We start from the raw sequence: 24,777 nt of genomic DNA, 5'->3' as shown, positions 1-24,777 counted from the left end.
ATTTTAACTTCATAAAATTCAACAATTTAAAAGTTGGCACATTCCTTTCATTGCATATATCACGAACCAATGAGAGGGCGAATTATGAAAAGGACATCACTACTACTTGGGTCTCTAATAGTGAGCGCTTATGCACAAGCGGCGCCATTTGATACGTGCCCAAGCCAAGCATACCTATTCCAATCAACCCCGGTTCAAATCTATGGCGTCAATTTGGTTACAGGCTCTACGACTCTTTTAGAGGACGACACAGGTTTGGCTTCGGGCATCAACGGTGTAGGCTTTAACTTCACTGACCGTTATATCTACGGCTACGACACCACAAACAAAAAGATTGTTCGTCTTGGTAAAGACTTCCAAGCAGAGACGCTTGATGTTTCGGGCCTTCCTACCGACCACACGTTTTACGTAGGTGACGTTTACAACCACGTCTACTACTTGTACCGCAAAGGCAAAGGACTTTTCTCCATTGACCTTTCTCCGCTCGATTCTGATCCAAATGCGACATTGAGCATCGTGAAAATTAGCTCAACAGCGACAGTGAACCTAACCGACTTTGCATTCCATCCAGGTGATGGCTCCCTTTACGGCATCGACAACAACTCTGGTGTGCTATATCAGTTCAACCCATCAAACGGTAGCGCAACTGCGATAGGTGACACAGGTGAGAAAGGCACATTTGGTGCTGGCTACTTCGATGTAAACGGCAACTACTACGTGTCACGTAACCAAGATGGCAAAATCTATCGCGTTGACCTTTCGGAAGGTAACGCAGCCAATATCGCAGCAGGTATCGTTCCTGCGGTTGAGTTTGTATCCAACGGTCCAAGCTCAAGCCAAAATGACGGTGCACGTTGTGCAAATGCTCCGGTGATTAACGAAGACGAGCCAATTGATTTCGGTGATGCTCCAGACAGCTACCACACAACACTTGCGTCAAACGGTCCTCGTCACGAAGTGGACGGTGTAACTTGGCTTGGTTCCGTCGCTCCAGATGGTGATGCCGACGGACAGGCAAACGATAACTCTGTGGGCACAGCCGATGAAGATGGTGTTGGTTTTGTATCCGCACTTGATCCAGGCTTAAGCTCAATTGTGAATGTGACAGCTTCTACTTCTGGCTACCTATCAGCATGGTTTGACTGGAACCGCGATGGTGACTTTGATGATGAAGGTGAGCAAGTCTTTACCGACCAATTACTGTCTGCGGGTAATAATCCCCTACCGTTTGTAGTTTCAACCGCTGCAACGGAAGGTTCAAGCTGGAGTCGATTCCGCTTTAGCCAACAAACCGGATTAAACTACGATGGTGGTTCGACGTCTGGTGAGGTGGAAGATTACCCAATTACCATCACTGGTAATGGTTATTCAGTGGAGTATTTCCCGAGTGCAGAAGATTACGCCACCGTGGCTTACGAAGATAACTGGCCATACACCGCAGACTACGACATGAACGATGTGGTCGTGAAATTCCGCATCACTGAAACCAGTCTTGCTGGTCATGTTGAGAATATCCAGATTACAGGTGACCTAGCGGCCTACGGCGCAAGTTACAAAAATGGCTTCGCAATCCGACTACCGGGTGTATTGAGAAGCTCGATTGAAAACGGATTAACAACGCTATCCTTCAATGGTGTAGAACAAGCATCTAATGGTTTGGAAAGTATTTCTGATGAAGCAATTTTCATCATCAGTGAAGACTTAAGCACACACGCGGCGAGCAGCTGTAGCTACTTCCGTACCGAGTCTGGCTGTGATGATAACGTTTCACTCACCTTTACCTTGAATGTGTACTTCACCGAAGGCTCTGACCGTTCAGCCATTCAAGCCATGCCATACGACCCGTTCATCTTCGCAACGCCGGGGACTTACCATGGCGACGGGATTACCTTCCAACCAGGTCGTAAATGGGAAGTTCACTTAGCAGACCAAGCACCAACAGAACAGTTTGATGACCAAAACCTCTTCGGTGTCGGCGTCGATGCAAGTGACCCTGCACAAGGAGTGTACTTCAAAACAGCAAACAACTTACCTTGGGCACTGCTGATAGTAGAAGATTGGGATTGGCCGCTAGAGCGTGTAGACATGGTCGATGCATACCCTCAATTCCAAACTTGGGCTGAGTCTGGTGGCGAACTAAGCACAGATTGGCACACCTCTCCAACACCTAACAAATGCTACATTCCATAGGGAGATAACATTATGAAAGCACTTATCACAATCATCATGGGATTAGCACTAATGGCTTGTGGCGGAGGCGGCGGTGGTGGTAACAGTACACCACCTCCACCAACCCAAACCACGGTGCCAGAGGAAGATACTACCCAGCAGGAAGAAACTACTGAAGAAGAGACAACGGTAACAGTGGAAGATGCAACCATGCATGATCTAGTAGTACCAGATGGCTTTAGCTACAACCCAGTGACGGAAGGTACGCTCAATGTAGACATCAGTGGTTTCTCTTCACAACGAGCACACCTAAGCGTGTACAAAGAGTTTGTCGAGAACAGTTCAGGTAACTACGATGCAAAATACCCAAGCAAAGTCGCATCGGTTCCACTCAACAATGGTACAGCAAATGTCGACTTTAATGTTTCTGATAGCCAAGGTAACCTACTTGTTGAAATTTGGTTCTATGACGGTAGTGACCCAATTCAGAAAGTGATTACTTCTGGAGACAACACTTGGACCATGTAACTAGATAGATTGAAGGCATAGCGAAAGCGCCCCTTCATCATAAATCTTCAATCTCAAGCTTAAAAATCGCATCGTTCTTTTGAACATGCGATTTTTTTGTTGTAAAACAGTAAGATTATCCACCTAACAAACTAAAGACAATGCAAGCACTGATTAGTACTGATGAACTCAATAGCCTTCTCGGCCAACCTAACGTCAAGCTCCTCGACGCTAGTATTGCGTTTCAAATCCCTTCTGAAGGCAAAAAGATTCAAGATAAGTGGATTCCAAATACTTTACGCTTTGATTACGACAATGACTTTTGCTTACCCGGCTCCTCCCTACCGCATATGATGCCAACAGAAGAAGGCTTCAACCAAAGTGCGCAACAACTCGGTTTGAACAACGAAGACTTGATTGTGGTTTATGACAACTCAGGCACTTTAGCGGCACCAAGAGCTTGGTGGATGTTCAAAGCCATGGGGCATGACAATGTTCGAGTCTTAAATGGCGGTCTTCCAGCTTGGATTGAAGCAGGACTCCCTGCCGAAAGTGCCCTATCGCAACCAAGCGAAGAAGGCAACTTTACGGGTAAGCTCAACCAAAATGCCTTTTTGAGTGCACAAGATGTTCTTGCTCATTCAACCAATAAAAGTGCCAATATCATCGATGCCAGAGCCAAAGCTCGCTTCCTTGGTGAAGTGCCTGAGCCACGAGAAGGTCTACGTAGTGGGCACATTCCAAATTCGGTTTGCTTACCGTTTCAAGAACTCTTGACCAACGGTCACATTAAACCAAATTCAGAGTTGCAACAGATATTTAGCGCACTAACGATAGATAGTGACAATTCGATTATTTTTAGTTGCGGTTCCGGTGTAACCGCATGCATTTTATTACTCGCGGCGTATCAAATTGGTCTGGACAACCTGTCGGTGTACGACGGTTCTTGGACCGAATGGGGTGCAGACCACTCTCTACCTATCGAGTGTTAAGACAAGTGTCTGTTTAACAAAGTATCTTACGTTTATCTAAAGATGATGTGTTCCAATAAACTAAACGCAGCTTCTAAACCAAACTTGTCATTTCGAAATAGAAACTGGCTATGAGTGATTTGTCCCTCCTCATAGCCTGACTACATCAAAAGCCGACTATTTCCGTTAGCGTTCAGATGTCGCGTTACCGTGCATTTGCTCATCTAAGTTGAGCACGGTTAATGCGTTGCTAACGCTCGTGGCGATCACGTCTATCGCTCCAGTTCTTAATGCTCCGAGTAGAGCGAGTGGCTTGCTGTTCTCAGCTGCGATCGCAATAACTTCCGAGATCGGCCGAAACTCTTCAATACCAAGTCCAATTACTCGGTCACTCATTACCGTGTTCGCTACATTACCGTGAATATCAAAGAAGTCATAACCTGCAAAATCCCCTACCACACCTTGTTGAAGTCTCGACTGAACCACTTCATCAGGAGTAAACCAACCTAAGTCGACCATGTAACTGTTTTCGCTCATGTCACCAATACCAACCAAAGCGACATCGGCTTTACGCGCTAGGTCGAGCGTTTGTTTCACGGTTGCATTTTGCATGAAGGCCAACTTCTGTTCTCTATTTTCTGCGTATGCCGGCGCATAAAGGGTTTCAGAGGTTCCCCCATATTTCTTCGCCAACTGACGACAAATATGGTCGGCGTTATACATACCGCCACGCGGGTGAATACCACCAATGCCACACACAAATTTACAGTCACGCGGCGTAATAACACCAATATGGTGAGCGACAGACGACACGTTGCGCCCTTGTCCGACCGTCACCACCATGCCGTTTTTGAGCGTGCTAGTGAGATAATTGGACACCAATCCCGATACCTGTAGTCGTTGCGCTTCTTCATTCGGTTGATCAAGAGCAACCAGCGCGCGCGTAACGCCGAATCGCTCGATCAAACGTTGTTCAATCTTGGCGCTGAACACCGGATGGTATTTAACGGTAATTTCAACAATGCCTTCATCACGCGCCTGCTTGAGCATTCGCCCGACCTTTGCGCGTGATATGGCAAATTTTCTCGATATCTCTTCCTGAGTCGCACCGTCTTGATAATACGCGACGGAAATCTCTGTCAACAAATCCGTGTTTTCAATGGAAATATCTTGATTAGAACTGCTCATGGTTTCTCTCGCCCTTTAAGAGGATCGATATTGTATGCAATAAGTGAACATATGCTCATTGACTTAGCATATGTTCTTTATCAATTTAAACGCTACATTTGCTCATCGCAATAACATTTTCTCACTACAATTTTTTACCCTATTGGACAACGCTCAAGCTTTGAACAATAAGGGCAAACGTTTATTTGGGTTAACCACTAAACACACAGTAAAAAAACGTTGATGAAGTTCACTATAAGTCCATTTCAGCGATTGACTTTCAGCATAGATAGGATAAATATGGACACATCATTTACTCAGCTATCGATCAAATGTTCATAGCATTTGTTCGGTAACGAAATTTTCCGTAGTTGGCTGAGCAGATGTCTCATTAAATGCGATGAGACGGTTAGCTAACTCGCTTGCAAATGCACAAGCCGTGATAACAAAAATCACGCTTAAGCCCATTTAAATAGGATGATCGATTATGAGCAACAAGTTAGAGCAACTTCGTAAACTAACGACTGTAGTAGCAGACACTGGCGAAATTGATGCAATTAAAAAGTATCAGCCAGAAGACGCAACAACTAACCCTTCTCTTATCCTTAAAGCCGCTCAAATCGCAGAGTACGCACCTCTAATCGATGCTTCAATCGAATACGCTAAAGCACAGAGCAATGACAAAGCTCAACAAGTTCAAGACACTTGTGACATGCTTGCAGTAAACATCGGTAAAGAAATCCTAAAAACTATCCCAGGTCGTATCTCTACAGAAGTAGACGCTCGTCTATCTTACGATATGGAAGGCAGTGTAGCGAAAGCTCGTCAACTAGTAAAAATGTACAACGATGCTGGCATCACTAACGACCGTATCCTTATCAAACTGGCTTCAACTTGGGAAGGCATTCGCGCAGCTGAGATCCTAGAAAAAGAAGGCATCAACTGTAACCTAACGCTTCTATTCTCGTTCGCTCAAGCACGTGCTTGTGCAGAAGCGGGTGTATTCCTAATCTCGCCATTCGTTGGTCGTATCATGGACTGGTACAAAGCGAAAGAAGGCCGTGACTTCGAAGCTCAAGAAGATCCAGGCGTACTATCTGTAACTAAGATCTACAACTACTACAAAGAATACGGCTACAAAACTGTAGTTATGGGCGCAAGCTTCCGTAATATCGGTGAGATCTTAGAGCTAGCTGGTTGTGACCGTCTAACTATCGCTCCTGCTCTACTTGCAGAACTAGAAGCAGCTGAAGGTGAAGTAGTTGAGAAACTAGTTGATTCTAAAGGCGCAGCTGAGCGTCCAGCACCAATGACTCACGCAGAGTTCCTATGGGAACATAACCAAGACCCAATGGCTGTTGAGAAGCTGGCTGAAGGTATCCGCAACTTCGCCGTTGACCAAGGCAAACTAGAAGCGATGATCGAAGCTAAGCTTTAATTGCTTACCAAAAGCGAGTAGCCCGTCTACTCGCTTTTACCATCAGCACTATTTTCAAAAAATTCTATTTGAACTTGTTTCGGCGAGTTCCCTCTATTTAAATCAAATATCGAGAAGTAATCACTATGGATCGTAAACATCTAGCAAATGCAATCCGTGCGCTAAGCATGGATGGTGTTCAACAAGCTAACTCTGGTCACCCAGGTGCACCTATGGGTATGGCTGACATCGCTGAAGTTCTTTGGCGCTCTCATCTAAACCACAACCCATCAAACCCTGAGTGGGCAGACCGCGACCGTTTCGTACTGTCTAACGGCCACGGCTCAATGCTGATTTACTCTCTACTGCACCTTGCAGGTTACGAGTTGTCTATCGACGATCTGAAAAACTTCCGTCAGCTTCACTCTAAAACTCCTGGTCACCCAGAGTATGGTTACGCGCCAGGTATCGAGACCACAACGGGTCCGCTAGGTCAAGGCATCACTAACGCGGTTGGTATGGCTCTAGCTGAAAAAGCGCTAGCAGCGCAATTCAACAAAGAAGGCCACGACATCGTTGACCACTTCACTTACGTGTTCATGGGCGACGGCTGTCTGATGGAAGGTATTTCGCACGAGGCATGCTCTCTTGCAGGTACTCTAGGTCTAGGCAAGCTGATCGCATTCTGGGATGACAACGGCATCTCTATCGACGGTCACGTTGAAGGTTGGTTCTCTGACGACACACCTAAGCGTTTCGAAGCTTACGGTTGGCACGTAATCCCTGCAGTCGATGGTCACGATGCTGACGCAATCAACGCAGCAATTGAAGCGGCGAAAGCGGATCCACGTCCTACACTTATCTGTACTAAGACTATCATCGGTTTTGGTTCACCAAACAAATCTGGTTCACACGATTGTCACGGTGCGCCACTAGGTGCTGAAGAAATTGCAGCAACACGCAAAGAACTAGGTTGGGAGCACGGTCCTTTTGAAATTCCGCAAGAAGTCTACGCAGAATGGTCAGCGAAAGAAACAGGCGCAGCTAAGGAAGCAGCGTGGAACGAGAAATTTGCAGCTTATGAAGCAGCGTACCCTGAGCTGGCAGCTGAATTTAAACGCCGCGTAAACGGTGAGCTTCCTGCACAGTGGGAAGAGAAAGCAAGCCAAATCATTGCTGATCTTCAAGCTAACCCAGCAAACATTGCATCACGTAAAGCGTCTCAAAATGCTCTAGAAGCATTTGGTGCTCTACTACCAGAGTTCATGGGTGGCTCTGCTGACCTAGCACCTTCTAACCTAACCATGTGGTCTGGTTCTAAGTCTCTAGAAGCAAGCGACTTCTCTGGTAACTACATCCACTACGGCGTACGTGAATTCGGTATGACAGCGATCATGAACGGTATCGCGCTACACGGTGGTTTCGTTCCTTACGGCGCAACATTCCTAATGTTCATGGAGTACGCACGTAACGCAATGCGTATGGCTGCGCTGATGAAAATTCAGAACATCCAAGTGTACACGCATGACTCTATCGGTCTTGGCGAAGATGGTCCAACTCACCAACCAGTTGAGCAAATGGCATCGCTACGCCTAACACCAAACATGAGCACATGGCGTCCATGTGACCAAGTTGAGTCCGCTGTAGCTTGGAAACTAGCGATTGAACGTAAAGATGCACCGACAGCACTTATCTTCTCTCGTCAAAACCTTGCGCAACAAGAGCGCACAGCAGAACAAGTAGCAGACATCGCGAAAGGTGCTTACATTCTGAAAGATTGCGAAGGCAAGCCAGAGCTAATCCTTATCGCAACAGGTTCTGAAGTTGAACTAGCAGTAGAAGCAGCAGCACAGCTAACTGCTGAAGGTAAGAAAGTACGCGTTGTTTCAATGCCATCAACAGACGCATTCGACAAACAAGACGCCGCTTACCGTGAAGCTGTACTGCCATCAGACGTAACAGCACGTATCGCAATTGAAGCAGGTATTGCTGACTTCTGGTACAAGTACGTAGGCTTCGACGGTCGCATCATCGGTATGACTTCATTCGGTGAATCTGCACCAGCTGGCGAACTATTCAAAATGTTTGGTTTCACGACTGAAAACGTAGTGAACACAGCAAAAGAGCTACTCGCGTAATTGCAGTAAAAAGATAGTCAGTTTTCTCTATTGCGAATGTGAAAACTGAAAAGCCCCACCAGCAATGGCGGGGCTTTCTTTTATCTGGCTCCTATTCGCATAAACGCAGCCAGGACATAAACATCACAACTTTCGTTACGACTATTTGTCTTCAAATCGAAGTGCGAGCTGATAGAAATCTTGTACTTGGTCTTTCAACTGTCGGCTATTTTGCTCAACTGAATGTGTTGCTGCCAAGTTTTGTTCTGCGGTCGAAGCAATAGAATGAATGTGCTGGTTTACATCACTAGATAGCTTTAACTGGTTATTCGCCGCTTCTGCTACATCAACCATCAGCCCACTCATGGTTTGCATCATCTGTTCAACTTCAGACAAACGCAACGCGCTTTGTTCTGCTACTTGAGAACAGGCATCGGTTTGCTCTTTGTTTGCCAGAATATCTTTCTGCCAACTTTGAATCGTTGCCAACATAGTGGAGATAGAGGCTTGGATTTGTTCAGTTGCATTGGATGTTCGCCCAGAAAGCGCGCGGACCTCATCAGCTACAACAGCAAAACCACGACCTTGCTCCCCTGCTCTTGCCGCTTCAATCGCCGCGTTGAGTGCCAGTAAATTGGTTTGCTCTGCGATCCCACCAATCTCTTCCATCAAATGGTTCACCTTCTGCGCCTGATCACTCAGTTGATACGTCGTTTCCGTCGCTTTTTCAGCTTGAAGGCTTAACTTCGCTAGATTGGTGTGCGTTTGATCAATGGTCTCCTTCGCCATCAAGCATGACTTCAATGTATCATCAATCAACATATGGGCATCATTGGTACTCGAAGAAACCGAATTTGCCGACGACTCCACCTCTTGGGTAGCATCTCGCACACGATGAATATCGGTATTTTGCTGATTTAATGCAGCCGAGACTTCTGCCGTTGTTTGACTGAGCTCTTCGGCGCAATGCTGCAAAGGCAATGCGGAGTCAGTCATTCTTCCTAACACGGTTCGAATTCTTGCGGATAGCATTTTGATATGGAAATCGGCAATCGAAAATGCCGTGTTACCGGAATAGATCAAGCGACTTACGCTGTCATATTGCTTTTGTAACTTTTTAAGTTGCTGAGGTGTATCAATTAACTCTTGGCGGAATAACAGAGCTAGAACACTTGCAGGTAACGCACTTGCAAGCCAAGCCAACGGCCCTTCAACAGACAACGCATATGCGGTTGCAGGTGCGGTTAGTGCACCAAGTAGAATCGCATAGCGAATGGTTTCATTGATTTTCAACGACCAAGTTCGGCCAGACTTCTCTGCAGCACGCATGCTTTTGTAGGCTTTTGTCGCAATATCAACCCACTCTCGCTTTGGTTTCACGCGCACTGATTGATACCCAACAACATGGTTGTCTTCGTAGATAGGGGTGACATAAGCATCAACCCAATAGTAACCGCCAGACTTAGTGGCATTCTTAACCATTCCACGCCAGGCTTTACCTTGTTTAAGGCGTGCCCACATGTCACCGAAAGCGGCTTTAGGCATATCATTATGACGAACTATATTGTGGTTCTGACCGACAAGTTCTTCGTGAGTGTATTCAGCAACGCGGCAAAAGGCTTCATTACAATATGTAATAACACCTTGTAAGTTCGTTGTTGAGACGAGTTCCTCAGACTCCCTCACGAGAGTTTCTTGAGCTTTATGAGAAATATTGGCTGACATAGACGAAACTTCTTTAGTTTTTATTGATTTTCGGCAAGATATATACAGGATTTTTATTTTTATTACAAAAAGTTAGATAAAAAGTCTTATCAAATCGACATTTTTATTGTGGGAATTCACATTATCGATAAAAAGATAAAGAAGAGATTGTTGATTTGAGCTAATAAACAAACCCGACACGATCGGCCGGGTTATATATTAAGCCTTAATTAAGCGGTTTGTGATTCTGGCTTTTTATTCGTTTTTAACGCAAACATCGCGATAACGAGTAACACAAATGGAAGAACATACAAATTAAGATTCTGCCAACCTACGGTAGACTCAAGCCAACCAGATAGTAATGCGGTGATGGTGACACAACTGAACACGAAGAATTCATTAAACGCTTGAGCCTTGCTTCTGTTTTTCGCTTCATAGCTTTGACTAAACAGCCCGGTTGCTGCGATAAACATAAAGTTCCACCCTATTCCTAACAGGATTAAAGCAAGGCTAAAATGCCAGATAGACACTCCATGTATGTTAATTCCAATACAAGCAACAAATAGCAATCCACCCGCTAAAATCATATTCTTAGCGCCAAACCGCTCTATCAGACGGCCCGTGACAAACGCAGGTGCAAACATACCCAACACGTGCCATTCGATCACTCCCGCCGCTTTATCAAAATCAAAGCCACAACCAATCATCGCTAAAGGAGTTGCTGTCATTAAAATGTTCATCACCGCGTACGCAACCATTGCCGCGATAACTGCCAGCATGAAATTAGGTCGACGAATAATCAGTCTCAGCTTATCCGCCTTAGCGTGTAGCGCCTGCGTGTGTGCAGGTGGAAAACGAATGGTTTGTAGCACAACCAACGCGGTTATATAAAGCACGACAAGCACAGCAAATGCACTAATGTATAAGCCATCATCTGACCACTGCTGCGAGTACACGGCCAGATTAGGCCCAAGGATCGCCGCTAACACCCCACCCGCCATAGATATCGAAATCGCCCTATGCCTTGCCGACTCTTCACACACTTCAATGGCAGCAAACCTGTATAGAGTACCGAAACCTATACCAACACCAAGCAAAAACGTAGACATGCAGAACAGATAGAAGTTTTGTTGACTTAATGCATACGTCGCTAGACTAGCACCCAAAATGCCAATGACATTACCAAGGCTAAAACCAAGGCGACGCCCTAACTTGCCCATAATTAGCGACGCAGGAATTGTCGCGGCCATCAGTCCCAAAAACTGCAGTGCAACTGGTAATGTGATAAAACTTGATGACGGCGCAAGTGTTTTGCCAATAAGGGCAATAACAGATATGAGTAAAATATTCCCTGTCATTAATAAGGCTTGGCAGAGGGATAGAAGCCATACATTACGATTCAATTCCAAATTCCTTTTGGTTACAACGTATACAGATAACATATAGGAAAGCAGAAACAATAGAAAGATATGAGAGTAATTCTCAACAAAAAGAGCCAGAGGCATAGTACCTCTGGCTCTTCACTATTCACTTTTCGCTTTTATAAAGTTTTTCTGTTGAGCTTACTTGTTGCGGCGCGCTTTTACTGCATCAGAAAGCTGACGAAGTACCGTTTCCGTGTCTTCCCAGCCAATACATGCATCAGTGATCGACTGACCATAAGTGGCTGCTTTACCATCCACTAAGTCTTGGCGACCTTCAACTAAATGAGACTCGATCATCACTCCAAAAATGGCTTCTTCGCCACCAGAGATTTGCTCGGATACATCATCAGACACCAGCATTTGACGCTTGAACTGCTTCGAGCTGTTAGCATGGCTAAAATCAATCATCACTTTTTTCGGCAGACCTGCAGTGTCCAGCTCATCTTTAATTTGAGCTACATGTGCTGCACTGTAGTTTGGTTCTTTACCGCCACGTAGAATAATATGGCAGTCTGGATTACCAGCGGTTTCTACGATCGCGGAATGACCGTATTTTGTTACTGAAAGGAAGTGATGGGAAGCGCTTGCAGAACGAATCGCGTCGCTCGCTATTTTAATATTCCCGTCAGTACCGTTTTTGAAACCTACAGGACAAGAAAGACCAGAAGCTAGCTCGCGGTGAACCTGAGATTCTGTCGTACGAGCACCGATAGCGCCCCAACTGATCAAATCCGCCACGTACTGAGGTGTGATCATATCTAAGAATTCACTTGCCGTTGGCAAGCCCATATCGGTTAGATCAAGAAGAAGTTTACGTCCGATACGTAGACCATCATTTAGCTTATAGGTGTCATTTAAGTAAGGGTCATTGATAAGGCCTTTCCAACCAACGGTTGTACGCGGCTTTTCAAAATAAACTCGCATAACAACCTCAAGCTGCTCGCCCAGTTCATCACGTAGTACTTTTAGCTTTTTACCGTACTCAACCGCGGCAGCCGGATCGTGAATAGAACACGGGCCAACGATCACGAGTAATCGATCGTCTTTTCCTTCAAGAATATTGTGAATGGCGTTACGGCAATCAAAAGTGGTCGAAGAAGCGGTTTCAGTCGCTGGGAACTTCTCTAATACTGCAACAGGTGGCAATAACTCTTTTACTCTATTTATTCTTACATCATCAGTTTGAAACATTACTTCTACTTCCTGGTTTTATTTCCGACCCCATTTTTACCAACTGAACTCATTGCAACATTGTTCACAAAGCGAGCAGCATCAAGGGCTGTGGTCATTTTCTGTCTAGCGTTTAAGTAACTTATCGGCTTAGGCGTAGACTTGCAATCAGTTTTTGAAAATAAATGCAAATAAAAACCACCTGTTAACCACCACGCACAATGTAAAGTAAAGTTTACGAAAAAAGTTCAAAATAATCATCAATTTTCTTATGCACCAAAAAATCTTTACTACAATGTAAGAAATATCAGAAGTTTGTGAGGTATTTTTGGGTAGTAAATGTTGATCAAGTTCAAATATATTGTTGCTTGATATGAAATGATTAGAATATTAAACTAATTTCTTATAAACGCTGGTTTTTTCTAATTTTTTGATAAAACGAAGTAGAAGTTAATATGCAATCAATACAAGGAAACATTATGAACAAAGTAGCAATTGCAGTAGCAGCAGTGGTAGCTGGTAGTAGCGCGCTTTTAAACTCTGCTCAAGCTGAAATGTACATCGGGGGCAAAGTGGGCATGACTACACTTGACGACGCTTGCTATCTAAATAGCCCTTGTGATGATGAAGCGTTCGGTGCAGGACTACATATCGGTTATGACTTTACCGATATCATTGGGCTAGAGTACGGCGTAGACTTCTTAGGCGACTACAAAGCTAACTCGATGTCAGGGGCTAACACGGTTAATACGATTGACGGCAATCTAACGGCTTTAACACTTGCACCTAAATTCAACTGGCACTTAAACGACTCTTGGAATCTGTTTGCTAAGATCGGTGGTGCTTACATGATGTCTGATGACGAAACAGACTTTGTCCCAACAGGTTCTTTGGGGGCTGAATACTCGATCGATAGAAACTGGAGTGTTCGCGCTGAATACCAACGCTACCAAGACATGTCTGACGACGTGTGGGACGACATGGATGCTAACTTCTTTGGTATCGGTGTTAACTACAAATTTGCAGCAGCTCCAGTTGTTGCAGCAGTTGTAACGGAAGAAGTGATCGAGCCAGATCCAGAACCAGTGATGATGAGCAAGGTGCACAAAGAAGAGTACGGTACAGGTACGTTTGAATTCGATAGTGCTAAGTTAACAGAGTCCGTTTCTGAACGTCTGGACAACTTTGTTTCATTCTTGAACGAATATCCTCAAGCTCAAGTAGAGATTACTGGTTACACGGATAGCTCAGGCCCTGCGGCATACAACCAAAAACTGTCTGAGCGTCGTGCTCAATCTGTTGCTGATTACCTAACCGCAGCTGGCATTGGTTCAGATCGTTTGACAGTTAAAGGTATGGGTGAAGAAAACCCAGTTGCTGACAACAGCACTCGCGAAGGTCGTGAGAAAAACCGTCGCGTAGAAGTTGTGGTACCTTCATTTGAATACCAAGAGCTAGTTCAACCAGAATAAGCATCTATGATTCATGATCGATGATGTGGTAAAAATTAATGGGGTGCATTTGCACCCCATTTTGATCTCATATTAAGGGATATTGCCACTATGGTTTTGGGAAAAAGATCAACTCATTATCTTGCACCATAACGCAATCCATACCAGCTGCATGCGCCGCTCGCTTCCCCAACTCAGTATCCTCGAACACAAGACACTGTGACGCCTCCAAGTCGAGTTGTTCCGCGGCCACCAAAAAGGTATCTGGAAAGGGTTTATGGTTCTCTACATCACTCGCGGTTACTACAACATCCAACTTGTCTAATAAACCTGCATGACTTAATAAGCGCATGGCACTTTCTCGTTGGCTGCCAGTCCCGACTGCAATTTTCTTATGGCCTAAATATTCCTCTAACACGATGTTCGTACAAGGAATAACGTCACCATGAAGCTCCATAGCAGCGAATGTTTCCATTTTAAATGTCGCGACAGTTTTAGGATCTAACGAAAGCTCATGCACACGATTTAGTTCCTCAACAATTTTAAAGCTCGGCATCCCTCCCAAACTGTGAAACCATTCCTGGCAAAACGGAAAATCAAAACGCTCAGCAGTTGCTTGCCAAGCTGCCAAGTGGGCTGGCATGGTATCGATTAGAGTACCATCCATATCAAATATGAATCCCTCATAGGGTCTAAAATCAATCGTGCTCATGTCTTTTCTTCTATTTGTGCATCTGTAATGTTAATTTATCAGCTCTTTCAATCGTCCTTACCGGCATTTACTTATCATGCTCAAAATTTCGAACTCCGTCACAATTCAAGAGTGGGAAATTCAATTATCCCCAATTAGAGCTCAAGGAAATGGTGGCCAGAACGTTAACAAGGTAGCGTCCGCTATACACCTGCGCTTTGATATCCGGAATTCCAGCTTACCTGACTTTTACAAAGAGCGATTACTTGCACTTTCTGATAGTCGTATAAGTAAAGATGGCGTGATCATCATCAAAGCGCAACAATTTCGGACACAAGAACAAAATAAGGAAGACGCCCTAAATCGGCTTCAAGCATTGATAAAAGCTGCCGCTTTACAGGAGAAGAAGCGTATTAAAACGAAACCAACCCGCGCTTCTCAACGCCGACGACTTGATACAAAAAACAAGCACGGAGCGAAAAAACAGCAACGTAAAAAAGTGCTGTATTAGTGCATGTCGTTTTCTCGACATGTTAGTTGAACAACGTTTGCTAGCCCTTGGAAATCTCATTGGATTTCTCTTTTTAGTTACTTATTCAGGAAACAACAATATGACTATTAGGCAAAAACTCTACTTCCTCGGAGTTATCGCCATTTTAGGCATCGTGGCCCTTTTGGGTACGTCATCCCATTTTGAAAATAAGAGCAATGACCTTAATCACGCCATCAAACTCGTTGGTGATCTAGAAATACGCTTACTCAACTTACGCAGAAATGAAAAAGATTTCCTACTACGTAGTAATGACAAATATCTAAATAAGTTTGACGCCAATGTTGACAAGTTTATAGACACAGAAAAAGAGCTTGCGAACATACTCAAGAGTAATGAATTACCTTCCAGTCAACAATTTAAGCAAGACTTGCTCGCATACCAAAGGGGCTTTCAGAATCTGGTCAGCGCTTACCAACGATACGGGCTTGATTCAAAGAGTGGGCTTCTCGCTGGTTACGAACAAGCACTATTAGAAGCAAAACAACGTTCAGACCACCAGCAGTTATTGGCATTAGTCCGTTTTGACTCTGCGGTAAAAGCAGGACTATTCAATAGTGACTTGCTTGAGGGGCAATATGCTCCTGAGCTTATCAAAACAGGTAAGCAATTGGCGGCCCAAAAGCAAGTTGTTGGGGTTGCTTATGACAAAGGCCTACTCGGTGAAACTCGCGCATTATCTCATGCCGTAGAAGAGCAATTTGAAACCTTTTCCACAGCCCTTAGCTCTGCTGCCGCACAACGTGATGAACAAATGTCGACCATCAAGCAGGTCATTACAGCTCTGATCTTAGTCGTTATTTTCGCATTGATTTGGCAAATTTCACGTTCAATCAATACGCGAGTGAATAGCTTACTTGGCACCATTCGAAGTATCAGCGAAACGAACAACATGGGACTTCGATCTGATTTGAAAGGTCAAGACGAGCTATTTGATATCAGTCATCACCTCAATGACCTATTGGATAAGCTTGAGCATCTAATTAGTAGTACCCAAGAAAAATCGGCGCAACTCACTGCAAGTACCGATAATATGCATCGTGAGTTAGAAGGCGTTATGGAGCAATTCCACACTCAAACTGACCACACTGCATCAATGGCGACGGCAGTTCAGCAAATGGTTGCCACAATAGGTGAAATCTCTGAAAGCACATCAGTTGCGGTAGAAGGCGTACATCAGGCAGCGAATAATGCCGAACAAGGTCGAGGAGTTGTTGAGGCGACGGTAACCAACATCGGTCAACTAACCACGATTTTATCAAACAGCCAGCAGTCGATTGGCTCGCTGAATCAGCATGTAGATAAAATTGGTGGTGCCGTGAACATCATCCAAGAAATAGCAGAGCAAACCAACCTACTAGCTCTCAACGCAGCAATTGAAGCCGCGCGAGCAGGCGAACAAGGCCGCGGGTTTGCAGTTGTCGCCGATGAAGTACGCGCCCTAGCTAGCCGAACTCATCAATCCACAGAGGAAATCACGCGGGTCGTTGCAGACATTCAAACTCAAATGTCTACAGTTGTTGCTGATATTGATCAATGTAACGATCAAGGGCAACAAACACTTAATGCTTCTGAAAAACTGGATTCTAGCCTACAGCAGATCATCACTGACATGCATTCAATTCAAGGTAATTCGGAGCGCATAGCTTCAGCAATTGAAGAACAAGGTATCGTTATGAACCAAGTTAGCGGTTCAATCACCGAGCTAAACGCAATATCTGAGAATAACATGCAATCCGCTCAGGAATGCTTGCACGAAGTGAACTCTGTCTCTGCTCAAGCTCATGATATGGATGAAGCCGTTGCACAATTCAAAACTGCGCTAAAATAACCCTTTTCAAAATAGAAAGCCCGAGGCAATCATCGCTTCGGGCTTTTTTTCAATTGTCACTTCGTGCTTGCTGCGCACTTCGGATGTGATTACTCATCATCAAGAGGAACCAGCTTGGTGTTGCCGCCATGAACTTTCTCACGCTGTCTTTGCACCAGAGCGTAGAAGCCTGGGATCAAGAATGTACCTGCTAGAAGCACACACAATAGACCACCAATCAGCGACACGCCGAGTGAGTTTTGACTCACGTGCCCCGCGCCAGCGGCAAAGATAAGCGGGAAGATACCCAGGATAAATGACCAAGAGGTCATATTCACAGCGCGGAAACGTAACGTGCCTCCTTTAACCGCTGCACTATCGATATCAGCATCTTTTTCTTCACGCTCTTGCTTGGCGAACTCCACAATCAAAATTGCGTTTTTCGCCGCCAAGGCTATGAGCAAGACAAGACCAATTTGGGCATACAAGTTAAGCGGCGTGCCAGTTAGATTCAACGCAAGGAAGGAACCTAACGTTGCTACTGGGACCACCAAAATAATAGCCAGTGGAATACTCCAACTCTCATACTGAGCCACCATAAACAAGTAAATGAAGATCAAAGCCAGCGCAAACGCATAAATGGCTTGGTTACCCGCAAGCACTTCCTGATAAGCCATACCTGTCCATTCATACGTGTACCCTTGCGGAAGAACTTCAGCAGCAACGCGTTCCATTGCTGCAATCGCATCACCACTAGAGTAACCCGGAGCTGGTTGGCCTTGAATGATAGCACTGCGGTACATGTTGTAACGCCACGCCACATCAGGCTCAAACACTTGCTCGTAGCTCACTAGCGTACTTAACGGGACCATATCACCGTTCGAAGAACGAACATGGAAACGCTCTAGATCTTCCATGCTGCTACGGTGCTGGCTATCAGCTTGCATGGTTACGCGGAAGTTCTTACCAAACATGGTGAAGTCATTCACATAAAGCGAACCTAAGTTGCCTTGCAAGGTTTGGAAAATAGACGACAGCGAAATACCTAATTGCTGCGCTTTCTCACGATCGATATCAACGTAGTAGTGCGGAACATTCGCGCGGAACGTGCTAAACGTGTAGGCAATTTCAGGCGCTTGGTTAGCCGCTTGGATCATTTCTCCCATGACCATCGACAAGTCGGTACGACTTCGCCCTAGCGTGTCTTCAAGCACAAACTCAAAACCAGACGCAGCGCCCATACCTGGAACCGCCGGTGGTCCCATCGCAAAAACAACCGCTTGAGGTAACTCTGTCGCCGCTCGCCCGTTAATACGTGCCGCGATAGCATTAGCAGAGTGCTCTCCTTGCAGCGAGTTACGAGTATCCCAGTCATGCAATTTGATAAATACAGAAGCACCGTTTGATGCTGCTGCGCCTGTCATAAACGAGTAACCGTTCGCAACCGTCACACCATCCACACCAGGTTCTTCACCGATCATTTTCATTAAATCATTGGTGACTTCTTCAGTACGTGATAAAGAGGCTGAATCTGGTAGCTGTACGTTAACCAGCAAAATGCCTTTATCTTCTTGAGGAACAAACGCTGTAGAGGTGGTTTTCGCAAAGAAAGTGACCGCTGCGATAGCAACTATAAAGAACGTCACGAGCAGTAAAGACTTCTTCACCAAGAAACCAGCGATCTGGCCATAACGCGTAGTAATGCGCTCTAAGCCTCGGTTGAAAGCCTGGAACCAGTTAGCGGTATTGCCCCCACCCTGCTTCAATACCAGGGAACAAAGTGCTGGAGACAGCGTCAATGCATTGATGGATGAAATCACAACCGAAATACAGATGGTCAAAGCGAACTGGCGATACATGATACCGGTGATACCTGGCAGCATGGCAACAGGTATGAATACCGCAAGTAGGACCAAGGTCGACGTGATGATTGGGCCCGTTACTTCTTTCATCGCTAGCAACGTCGCTTTACGCGGTGAAATAGTTGGGTCTTTCGCCATGGTAGTATCGACGTTTTCGATAACCAGAATCGCATCATCCACCACGATACCAATCGCAAGGATCAAGCCAAACAAAGTAACCGTATTAATGGTGAAGCCCGTTGCCTGCATGATGGCAAACGTACCAATCAGAGAAACGGGGATCGCGACAACAGGAATCAACGTTGCACGCGCACTACCCAAGAACAAGTAAGTTACAGCAATCACCAATAGAATCGCTTCAATCAGTGTTTTTACTACCCCTTTGATCGATTCAGATACGAACACGGTTGTATCGTAGCTGGTCTCGTATTCCATTCCCTCTGGGAAGTTTTTGCTCAAGCCCTCAAGGAGCTCCATGACGGCCTGACCACTTTCTAACGCATTCGCATCCGATTGAAGAGACAACGCAACGATTGACGCGTCCTGGCCACGGAACTTACCGATACCATCGTAGAACTTTTTGCCTAGTTCAACGCGAGCAACATCTTTCAGATAAACCGTAGAGCCATTGGGATTAGCTCGAAGGACTACGTTCTCAAACTCACTCACGCTTTCCAAGCGACCTTTGGTCACAAGGTTAAACTGAACTTCTTGCGGATTGTTGTATGGTGCTGCACCTACACGCCCTGCCGCAACTTGAACGTTCTGTTCAGCCAAAGCGGCGTATACGTCTGACGTGGTTAGCTTAAGGTTGGCCATTTTTTCAGGATCTAACCAAACACGCATTGCGTATTCGCCACCACCAATCACGTTAACTTCACTGATACCTTTCGCACGAGCCAACTGATCTTTTACATTCAAGTTAATGTAGTTAATCAAGAACTGATCATCGTATTTGCCATCAGGTGAATAGAAGTTAAGTACCATCAGCAGGTCAGGTGAACGCTTTTTCACCGTCACACCAACCATGCGAACTTCTTGAGGCAGTTTTGACTCAATCTGTGACACGCGGTTTTGCACGTTAACTTGCGCCATATCTGGATCGGTGCCAACATCGAACGTGACGTTTAGGCTGTAAGAGCCATCGTTCGCGCTCTTTGAAGACATGTATATCATATCCTCAACGCCGTTGACTGAGGTCTCTATGGGGTCCGCAATGGCCTGCTCGACAACTTCCGCACTCGCGCCAGTGTAGTAAGCCGAAACGCTTACTGATGGCGGGCTTATCTGTGGATACTCAGCCACTGGCAAAATCGCCAGTGAGATCGCGCCGGCTAGCGTTAATATGATCGAAATAACCAGCGCGAATTTAGGTCTCTGAATAAAGAAACGACTTAACATAGTGCCCCCTACTGCTTATCTTCAGCAGGTGCTTGAAGGCGCACTTCTACACCATTACGCACACGTTGTAGGCCTTGTGTAATAACCGTATCTTCCTGATCGAGCCCTTCTCGAATGATAATGCCTTGTTCAACCTGAGGGCCAAGCTCGACGTTACGACGCTCTGCCACACTTCCCTCAGCCATCACCATCACAAAGTCACCTTCTAAGTCAGTCTGTACGGCACGTCGTGGGATAACAATAACGTCTTTCGTGTTCTTATCTCTCAAGTTCACTTTGATGTGTTGACCCGGAAGTAACTTCTGCTCTGGGTTTGGCACTAGCGCGCGCATAGCAATCGTACCCGTTTTGGTGTCAATACGATTACCTAAGAAATCAAGCTTACCAAGATGCTCAAAAAACTGTCCATTTTCCAGTTCAAGCTGAACTTCAACGCGGTTTGATTCAGCCGAGCCATCACCTTTTACTTGATCCATACCCATAGCTAAACGCTCACGCTCACTCACACTAAATGAGGTATGAACTGGATCTAAACTCACCAGAGTTGTCAGCACGCCAGATGACGGAGAAACCAGATCACCCGTACTAACTTTGGTATCACTAATACGTCCGCTAAAAGGTGCTCGGATTTGAGTATAGGAAAGGTTAACTTCAGCAAGTTTAAGTTGAGCATTTGCCGCTTCTAGCTCTGCTCTCGCACCAAGAAGTGCCGCAGTTAAAGCATCAAACTCAGATTGAGAGATACTACCGCGAGGCAACAAGTTTTTACCTCGAGTATGATCTAATTCGGCTTTTTTTAGCGCCGCTTTAGCTTGTGCAAGTGCGGCTTTAGCACTCGCGACTTGGGCTTCAAAAGAAGATGGCTCGATAGAGTAAAGGAGCTGCCCTTTTTCTACCATTTGCCCCTCTTCAAAGTGACGAGCTTTTAAGTAGCCAGAAATCTGCGCGGTAATATTGGTATCTTCTACTGCTTCAATGCGACCGATATAAGACTTGCTCGGTTGGTAGTCGATAACCGTGACATCCTGAGTCACTACGAGAGGCGCTTGACCTTTCGTTTGGGCATTATTAGCTTCCCCGCATCCAGCGAGGATTGCTGTAGCCGCCATTAGTGCGACAAGTGGTTTCTTTTGCATGTATTTACCGTCTTTATAGAACAGGATATTGTTGAATTCCTATCAACCTTACTCCTTGCTGCCACTGAAAACTTCACTGAAAAGCGCCCAAGGTGTTTCTAAATGTAAACATGAGAAACAAAAGGAAAATAAAGTAATTTAGTTAACAGTGGTATTCAATGAGCAATATACATACAACTCAATCATAACTATTTAATATACGCCTTAGGAGATCGCGAATTTTAGCGTGTGCTTGGAAACACTAACGGGAGTATTGTATTCGGGCGTAAAGTGAGATTCAGTGCTCAAGATAAGAACGTTTTGTGGCTAAAAAGGTAAAAAGTGACGCCTTCATACTCAAGACCCCGATTTTGACTATTTTTTTAATATAAATGGGTTATCATTCAATTAATTCAACGCCTTCGACAGAGAGGATGACTATGATTTCTAAATGGGCGAAACGCTTTTACCAGATGGCAGAACTAGTGGCGTCTTGGAGTAAGGACCCATCAACACAAGTCGGTGCCGTTATTACTAAACAGAATCGCATTGTATCTGTTGGATTTAATGGCTATCCGCATGGTGTTTCTGACAGTGTCGACACCGATGAGCGCGAGTTGAAATACCTTAAAACACTGCACGCGGAAGAGAACGCAATTTTGTTCTCAAAACGTGACTTAGACGGATGTGATATTTGGGTAACGCATTTTCCTTGCCCTAACTGCGCGGCAAAGATCATTCAAACAGGGATCTCACACGTACACTGCCCTGAGCAGTCTGAAGACTTTTTATCTCGCTGGGGAGATAAAATCCAAGTCAGTCAAGATATGTTCGATCAAGCGGGTGTGAAAGTCGACTGGTTACCACTAGAAGACATTGAAATTGAAGACAAAGACGTGCGCTAGTATTCCATCTTAATATTTAAATAGCCCAGGAAGATCTGGGCTATTTTGTTATTAAATCTGCAAGAGGTCTCGACGTAGTCTTTTAACTGTGTTTTTTCGCTGTGAGCTCAGCAATTTTGACAATAACGAGTACTGATTTTTCCATCATTTCAACAGAAATAAACTCATGAATTCCGTGGAAGTTAAAACCACCGGTGAAGATATTCGGGCACGGCAAACCCATAAAAGATAAACGAGCACCATCTGTACCACCACGAATAGGTTTTATAATCGGTTCCACATCACACGCTTCCATCGCTTGCTTTGCCAGCTCAATGATATGAGGGTAAGGCTCAACCATTTCTCTCATATTGTAATAGCTGTCTTTTATTTTTAGCTCTACAGAACCATGGCGTAAACCCGTGTTCATTTCATCGACGAGTTTCTGCATAAAGGCTTTTCGATCCTCAAGTCTTTGACGGTCAAAGTCTCTAATAATGTAACCTAGCTCGCTTCGTGCAACGCCCATTTCTGCCGATTTTAGATGGAAGAACCCTTCGTAACCTTCGGTTGTTTCCGGAGTTTGATCTTGGGGCATTTGAACTTGAAATTTCGCAGCCAAGTTCATCGCATTGACCATTTTGCCTTTTGCAGTACCTGGATGAACGCTAACACCATGAAAAATTACATCAGCGTTTGCTGCATTAAAGTTTTCGTATTCCAATTCACCTTGCGGGCCACCATCTATAGTGTATGCCCATTTCGCGCCAAATTTTTTAACATCAAACAAATCTGCACCACGACCGATTTCTTCATCCGGAGTAAAGCCGATACAAATGTCGCCGTGTGGAATGTCTGGGTTTTCCAGTAGCAGAGCTACCGCGGAAAGAATCTCTGCGATACCGGCTTTGTTATCCGCGCCAAGTAATGTAGTGCCATCGGTAGTAATAAGATTGTGGCCATGTAGGTGATGTAAATCAGGGTATTGCACGGGAGATAACACTTCATCCCCCAACCCTAATGCAATATCGCCACCCTGGTAATCTTCGATGAATTGCGGCTTTACGTTTTTGCCAAATGCATCCGGCGCGGTATCCATATGGGCAATGAAGCCGATAGGAGGAACCTCACAATCAACATTGGCTGGCAGTTTAGCCATCAAGTAGCCATTTTTATCCAAAGTCACGTCACTTAAACCAAGCTCGATCATCTCTTTTTTAAGTAACTCAGCAAACACAAGCTGACCAGGTGAACTTGGGCAAAGCGTCACATGTGGATTGGATTGGGTATCAAACGTGACGTATCGAAGAAATCTTTCAACTAAATGTTTCATATTTATTCTCATTGTTTTGTACGATGAGGCATTATCACGCATTGATAAGCTGACGTTGCCTCATCAAACCTCACGCTATGTTACGCTCTTAGCTCAATAAGAATTTGCTTTGAATCATTTTTTGATAAGAAAGGCTTTTGCGCTTTGCTTTCGCTCATTGAAGTATGAATTTAATCTAAAAGTTCCTCAGCCAGTACTCGCCACTCTTTAACCTTTTCACGAAAATGACGCCATTGCTTATCGGTCATCGAACGAGAAACATCTAATGTCAGTTGATCAACCAATGCAAAGTTAGAATCAATATTCAGAGAAAGCTGCTCACTATAATAACTCTCTGGCTCGAACAAGAGTCGCATAAATATATCTTGATAAGTCACAACATTAGATTTGTTGTCGAACAAGTATTCGAGCTCTTGATATACCGTGGCTCGATAATCTCTCCATAAAGGGCTGTTTAAAATAACTTGCTGAGAAAATCTTTGAGCTAATTGACGCTGATTTCCTGATAGATTCCCTAGCCATTCTTCCATCCACTCTTCAGTGTTATCCAGAATAATTTCACGCACTTCGTCTTCTGTCTTATCGGCATATTTTGCGTTTCGCTCTTGATAATGTTCTTGTACATTACTCAAAAACTCGCGTTCTTGCTCTTTCGTTAATTGCAAACTTAACGCAAAAAGATCTGGTGCTGCTTTGCTTACCACTCTATCGTAATGCGCTCGCATTCTATCTCGATTTTGTTGTAAGTAATTTAAGGTGATATCGCTCGCTTTTAATCTCTCAAGGTCTTTTAAATGTTCGATATATAATGGTAACTCCTCTTTCTTGTGCCAGTCTGCCAACAATAATAAGCGCTCTTCCACCAGGACTTCTTGTTCCCCTTGCAACGAGACATAGTCCTCTAAGTAATCGAGCACGAACCAATCGATATTGCTGTATAAAAACTTTTTCGCACAACCGGCAAGCAGAAATACGAAGCAAAATAGAAGACCATAACGAAGCGCCTTATTAGATACACCCTTTAATTTAGTCAC

General features: G+C 44.8%; 18 protein-coding genes. 9 read left to right on the top strand and 9 right to left on the bottom strand.

What is annotated here, in order from left to right; translation table 11 throughout:
• Positions 1-84 precede the first annotated feature (84 nt).
• From R7E78_RS16275 to R7E78_RS16265, 3 genes are all read left to right on the top strand, one after another.
• Positions 85-2,190, top strand: coding sequence for an LruC domain-containing protein (locus R7E78_RS16275; RefSeq protein WP_225491551.1), 2,106 nt, complete (start codon positions 85-87; stop codon positions 2,188-2,190).
• Positions 2,191-2,202: 12 nt separating this feature from the next.
• Positions 2,203-2,697, top strand: a complete 495-nt coding sequence (locus tag R7E78_RS16270; RefSeq protein WP_318058058.1) for a hypothetical protein — start codon at positions 2,203-2,205, stop codon at positions 2,695-2,697.
• A 140-nt stretch (positions 2,698-2,837) separates the two neighbouring features.
• Positions 2,838-3,668 carry a sulfurtransferase gene (locus tag R7E78_RS16265; RefSeq protein WP_206953445.1) on the top strand — a complete coding sequence of 277 codons (831 nt, stop codon included), beginning with the start codon at positions 2,838-2,840 and terminating at the stop codon, positions 3,666-3,668.
• Positions 3,669-3,833: 165 nt separating this feature from the next.
• Here the strand turns inward: R7E78_RS16265 and R7E78_RS16260 are convergent, their stop codons facing one another.
• The gene (locus R7E78_RS16260) at positions 3,834-4,835 is read right to left on the bottom strand and encodes a sugar-binding transcriptional regulator (protein ID WP_318058057.1); all 1,002 of its coding nucleotides are present in this window, start codon (positions 4,833-4,835) and stop codon (positions 3,834-3,836) included.
• A 466-nt stretch (positions 4,836-5,301) separates the two neighbouring features.
• On the opposite strand from R7E78_RS16260, the gene tal reads away from it, so the two are divergent.
• Positions 5,302-6,252 carry a transaldolase gene (tal, locus tag R7E78_RS16255; protein WP_005373488.1) on the top strand — a complete coding sequence of 317 codons (951 nt, stop codon included), beginning with the start codon at positions 5,302-5,304 and terminating at the stop codon, positions 6,250-6,252.
• Between the two features lie 125 nt (positions 6,253-6,377).
• A complete protein-coding gene (tkt, locus tag R7E78_RS16250) occupies positions 6,378-8,369 on the top strand; it encodes a transketolase (protein WP_042522667.1) in 1,992 nt (663 codons plus the stop codon).
• Between the two features lie 141 nt (positions 8,370-8,510).
• On the opposite strand, the gene R7E78_RS16245 is transcribed toward tkt, so the two are convergent.
• The 3 genes from R7E78_RS16245 to aroG all read right to left on the bottom strand — a co-directional run bounded on the left by R7E78_RS16245 (position 8,511) and on the right by aroG (position 12,667).
• On the bottom strand, positions 8,511-10,073 hold the full coding sequence (locus R7E78_RS16245; RefSeq protein ID WP_017819900.1) for a methyl-accepting chemotaxis protein: 1,563 nt from the start codon (positions 10,071-10,073) through the stop codon (positions 8,511-8,513).
• Positions 10,074-10,282: 209 nt separating this feature from the next.
• On the bottom strand, positions 10,283-11,455 hold the full coding sequence (locus tag R7E78_RS16240; RefSeq protein WP_021035943.1) for an MFS transporter: 1,173 nt from the start codon (positions 11,453-11,455) through the stop codon (positions 10,283-10,285).
• 159 nt (positions 11,456-11,614) lie between these two features.
• Positions 11,615-12,667: a 3-deoxy-7-phosphoheptulonate synthase AroG gene (gene aroG / locus R7E78_RS16235; RefSeq protein WP_005389030.1), complete on the bottom strand. Its 1,053-nt coding sequence runs from the start codon at positions 12,665-12,667 to the stop codon at positions 11,615-11,617.
• A 458-nt stretch (positions 12,668-13,125) separates the two neighbouring features.
• Here aroG and R7E78_RS16230 point away from each other — a divergent pair, with 458 nt between their 5' ends.
• Complete coding sequence (locus R7E78_RS16230) at positions 13,126-14,118, top strand: OmpA family protein (protein ID WP_017819897.1); 993 nt, start codon at positions 13,126-13,128, stop codon at positions 14,116-14,118.
• A gap of 88 nt (positions 14,119-14,206) precedes the next feature.
• Here the strand turns inward: R7E78_RS16230 and R7E78_RS16225 are convergent, their stop codons facing one another.
• Complete coding sequence (locus R7E78_RS16225; RefSeq protein WP_017819896.1) at positions 14,207-14,809, bottom strand: beta-phosphoglucomutase family hydrolase; 603 nt, start codon at positions 14,807-14,809, stop codon at positions 14,207-14,209.
• Positions 14,810-14,885: 76 nt separating this feature from the next.
• Between R7E78_RS16225 and arfB the strand changes: the two genes are divergently transcribed.
• Together arfB and R7E78_RS16215 are read left to right on the top strand one after the other, a co-directional pair.
• Positions 14,886-15,299: an alternative ribosome rescue aminoacyl-tRNA hydrolase ArfB gene (gene arfB / locus R7E78_RS16220; RefSeq protein ID WP_005389036.1), complete on the top strand. Its 414-nt coding sequence runs from the start codon at positions 14,886-14,888 to the stop codon at positions 15,297-15,299.
• A 100-nt stretch (positions 15,300-15,399) separates the two neighbouring features.
• Positions 15,400-17,169 (top strand): methyl-accepting chemotaxis protein, encoded by a 1,770-nt coding sequence (locus R7E78_RS16215; protein ID WP_025767924.1) that lies wholly within the window; start codon positions 15,400-15,402, stop codon positions 17,167-17,169.
• Positions 17,170-17,258: 89 nt separating this feature from the next.
• Here the strand turns inward: R7E78_RS16215 and vmeZ are convergent, their stop codons facing one another.
• Positions 17,259-20,411: a multidrug efflux RND transporter permease subunit VmeZ gene (vmeZ, locus tag R7E78_RS16210; protein WP_318058056.1), complete on the bottom strand. Its 3,153-nt coding sequence runs from the start codon at positions 20,409-20,411 to the stop codon at positions 17,259-17,261.
• 8 nt (positions 20,412-20,419) lie between these two features.
• The gene (gene vmeY / locus R7E78_RS16205) at positions 20,420-21,547 is read right to left on the bottom strand and encodes a multidrug efflux RND transporter periplasmic adaptor subunit VmeY (RefSeq protein ID WP_017635193.1); all 1,128 of its coding nucleotides are present in this window, start codon (positions 21,545-21,547) and stop codon (positions 20,420-20,422) included.
• Positions 21,548-21,966: 419 nt separating this feature from the next.
• Here vmeY and R7E78_RS16200 point away from each other — a divergent pair, with 419 nt between their 5' ends.
• A complete protein-coding gene (locus R7E78_RS16200) occupies positions 21,967-22,431 on the top strand; it encodes a dCMP deaminase family protein (RefSeq protein WP_005373515.1) in 465 nt (154 codons plus the stop codon).
• An 82-nt stretch (positions 22,432-22,513) separates the two neighbouring features.
• On the opposite strand, the gene pepT is transcribed toward R7E78_RS16200, so the two are convergent.
• Both pepT and R7E78_RS16190 read right to left on the bottom strand, forming a co-directional pair.
• Positions 22,514-23,743: a peptidase T gene (gene pepT / locus R7E78_RS16195; RefSeq protein WP_047101219.1), complete on the bottom strand. Its 1,230-nt coding sequence runs from the start codon at positions 23,741-23,743 to the stop codon at positions 22,514-22,516.
• Between the two features lie 170 nt (positions 23,744-23,913).
• Complete coding sequence (locus R7E78_RS16190) at positions 23,914-24,777, bottom strand: DUF6279 family lipoprotein (protein WP_047101217.1); 864 nt, start codon at positions 24,775-24,777, stop codon at positions 23,914-23,916.

This window comes from Vibrio sp. YT-19(2023), assembly GCF_033337395.1.
The sequence above is the reverse complement of the archived record's forward strand: the minus strand, read 5'-3'. Positions and strand labels throughout refer to the sequence as shown.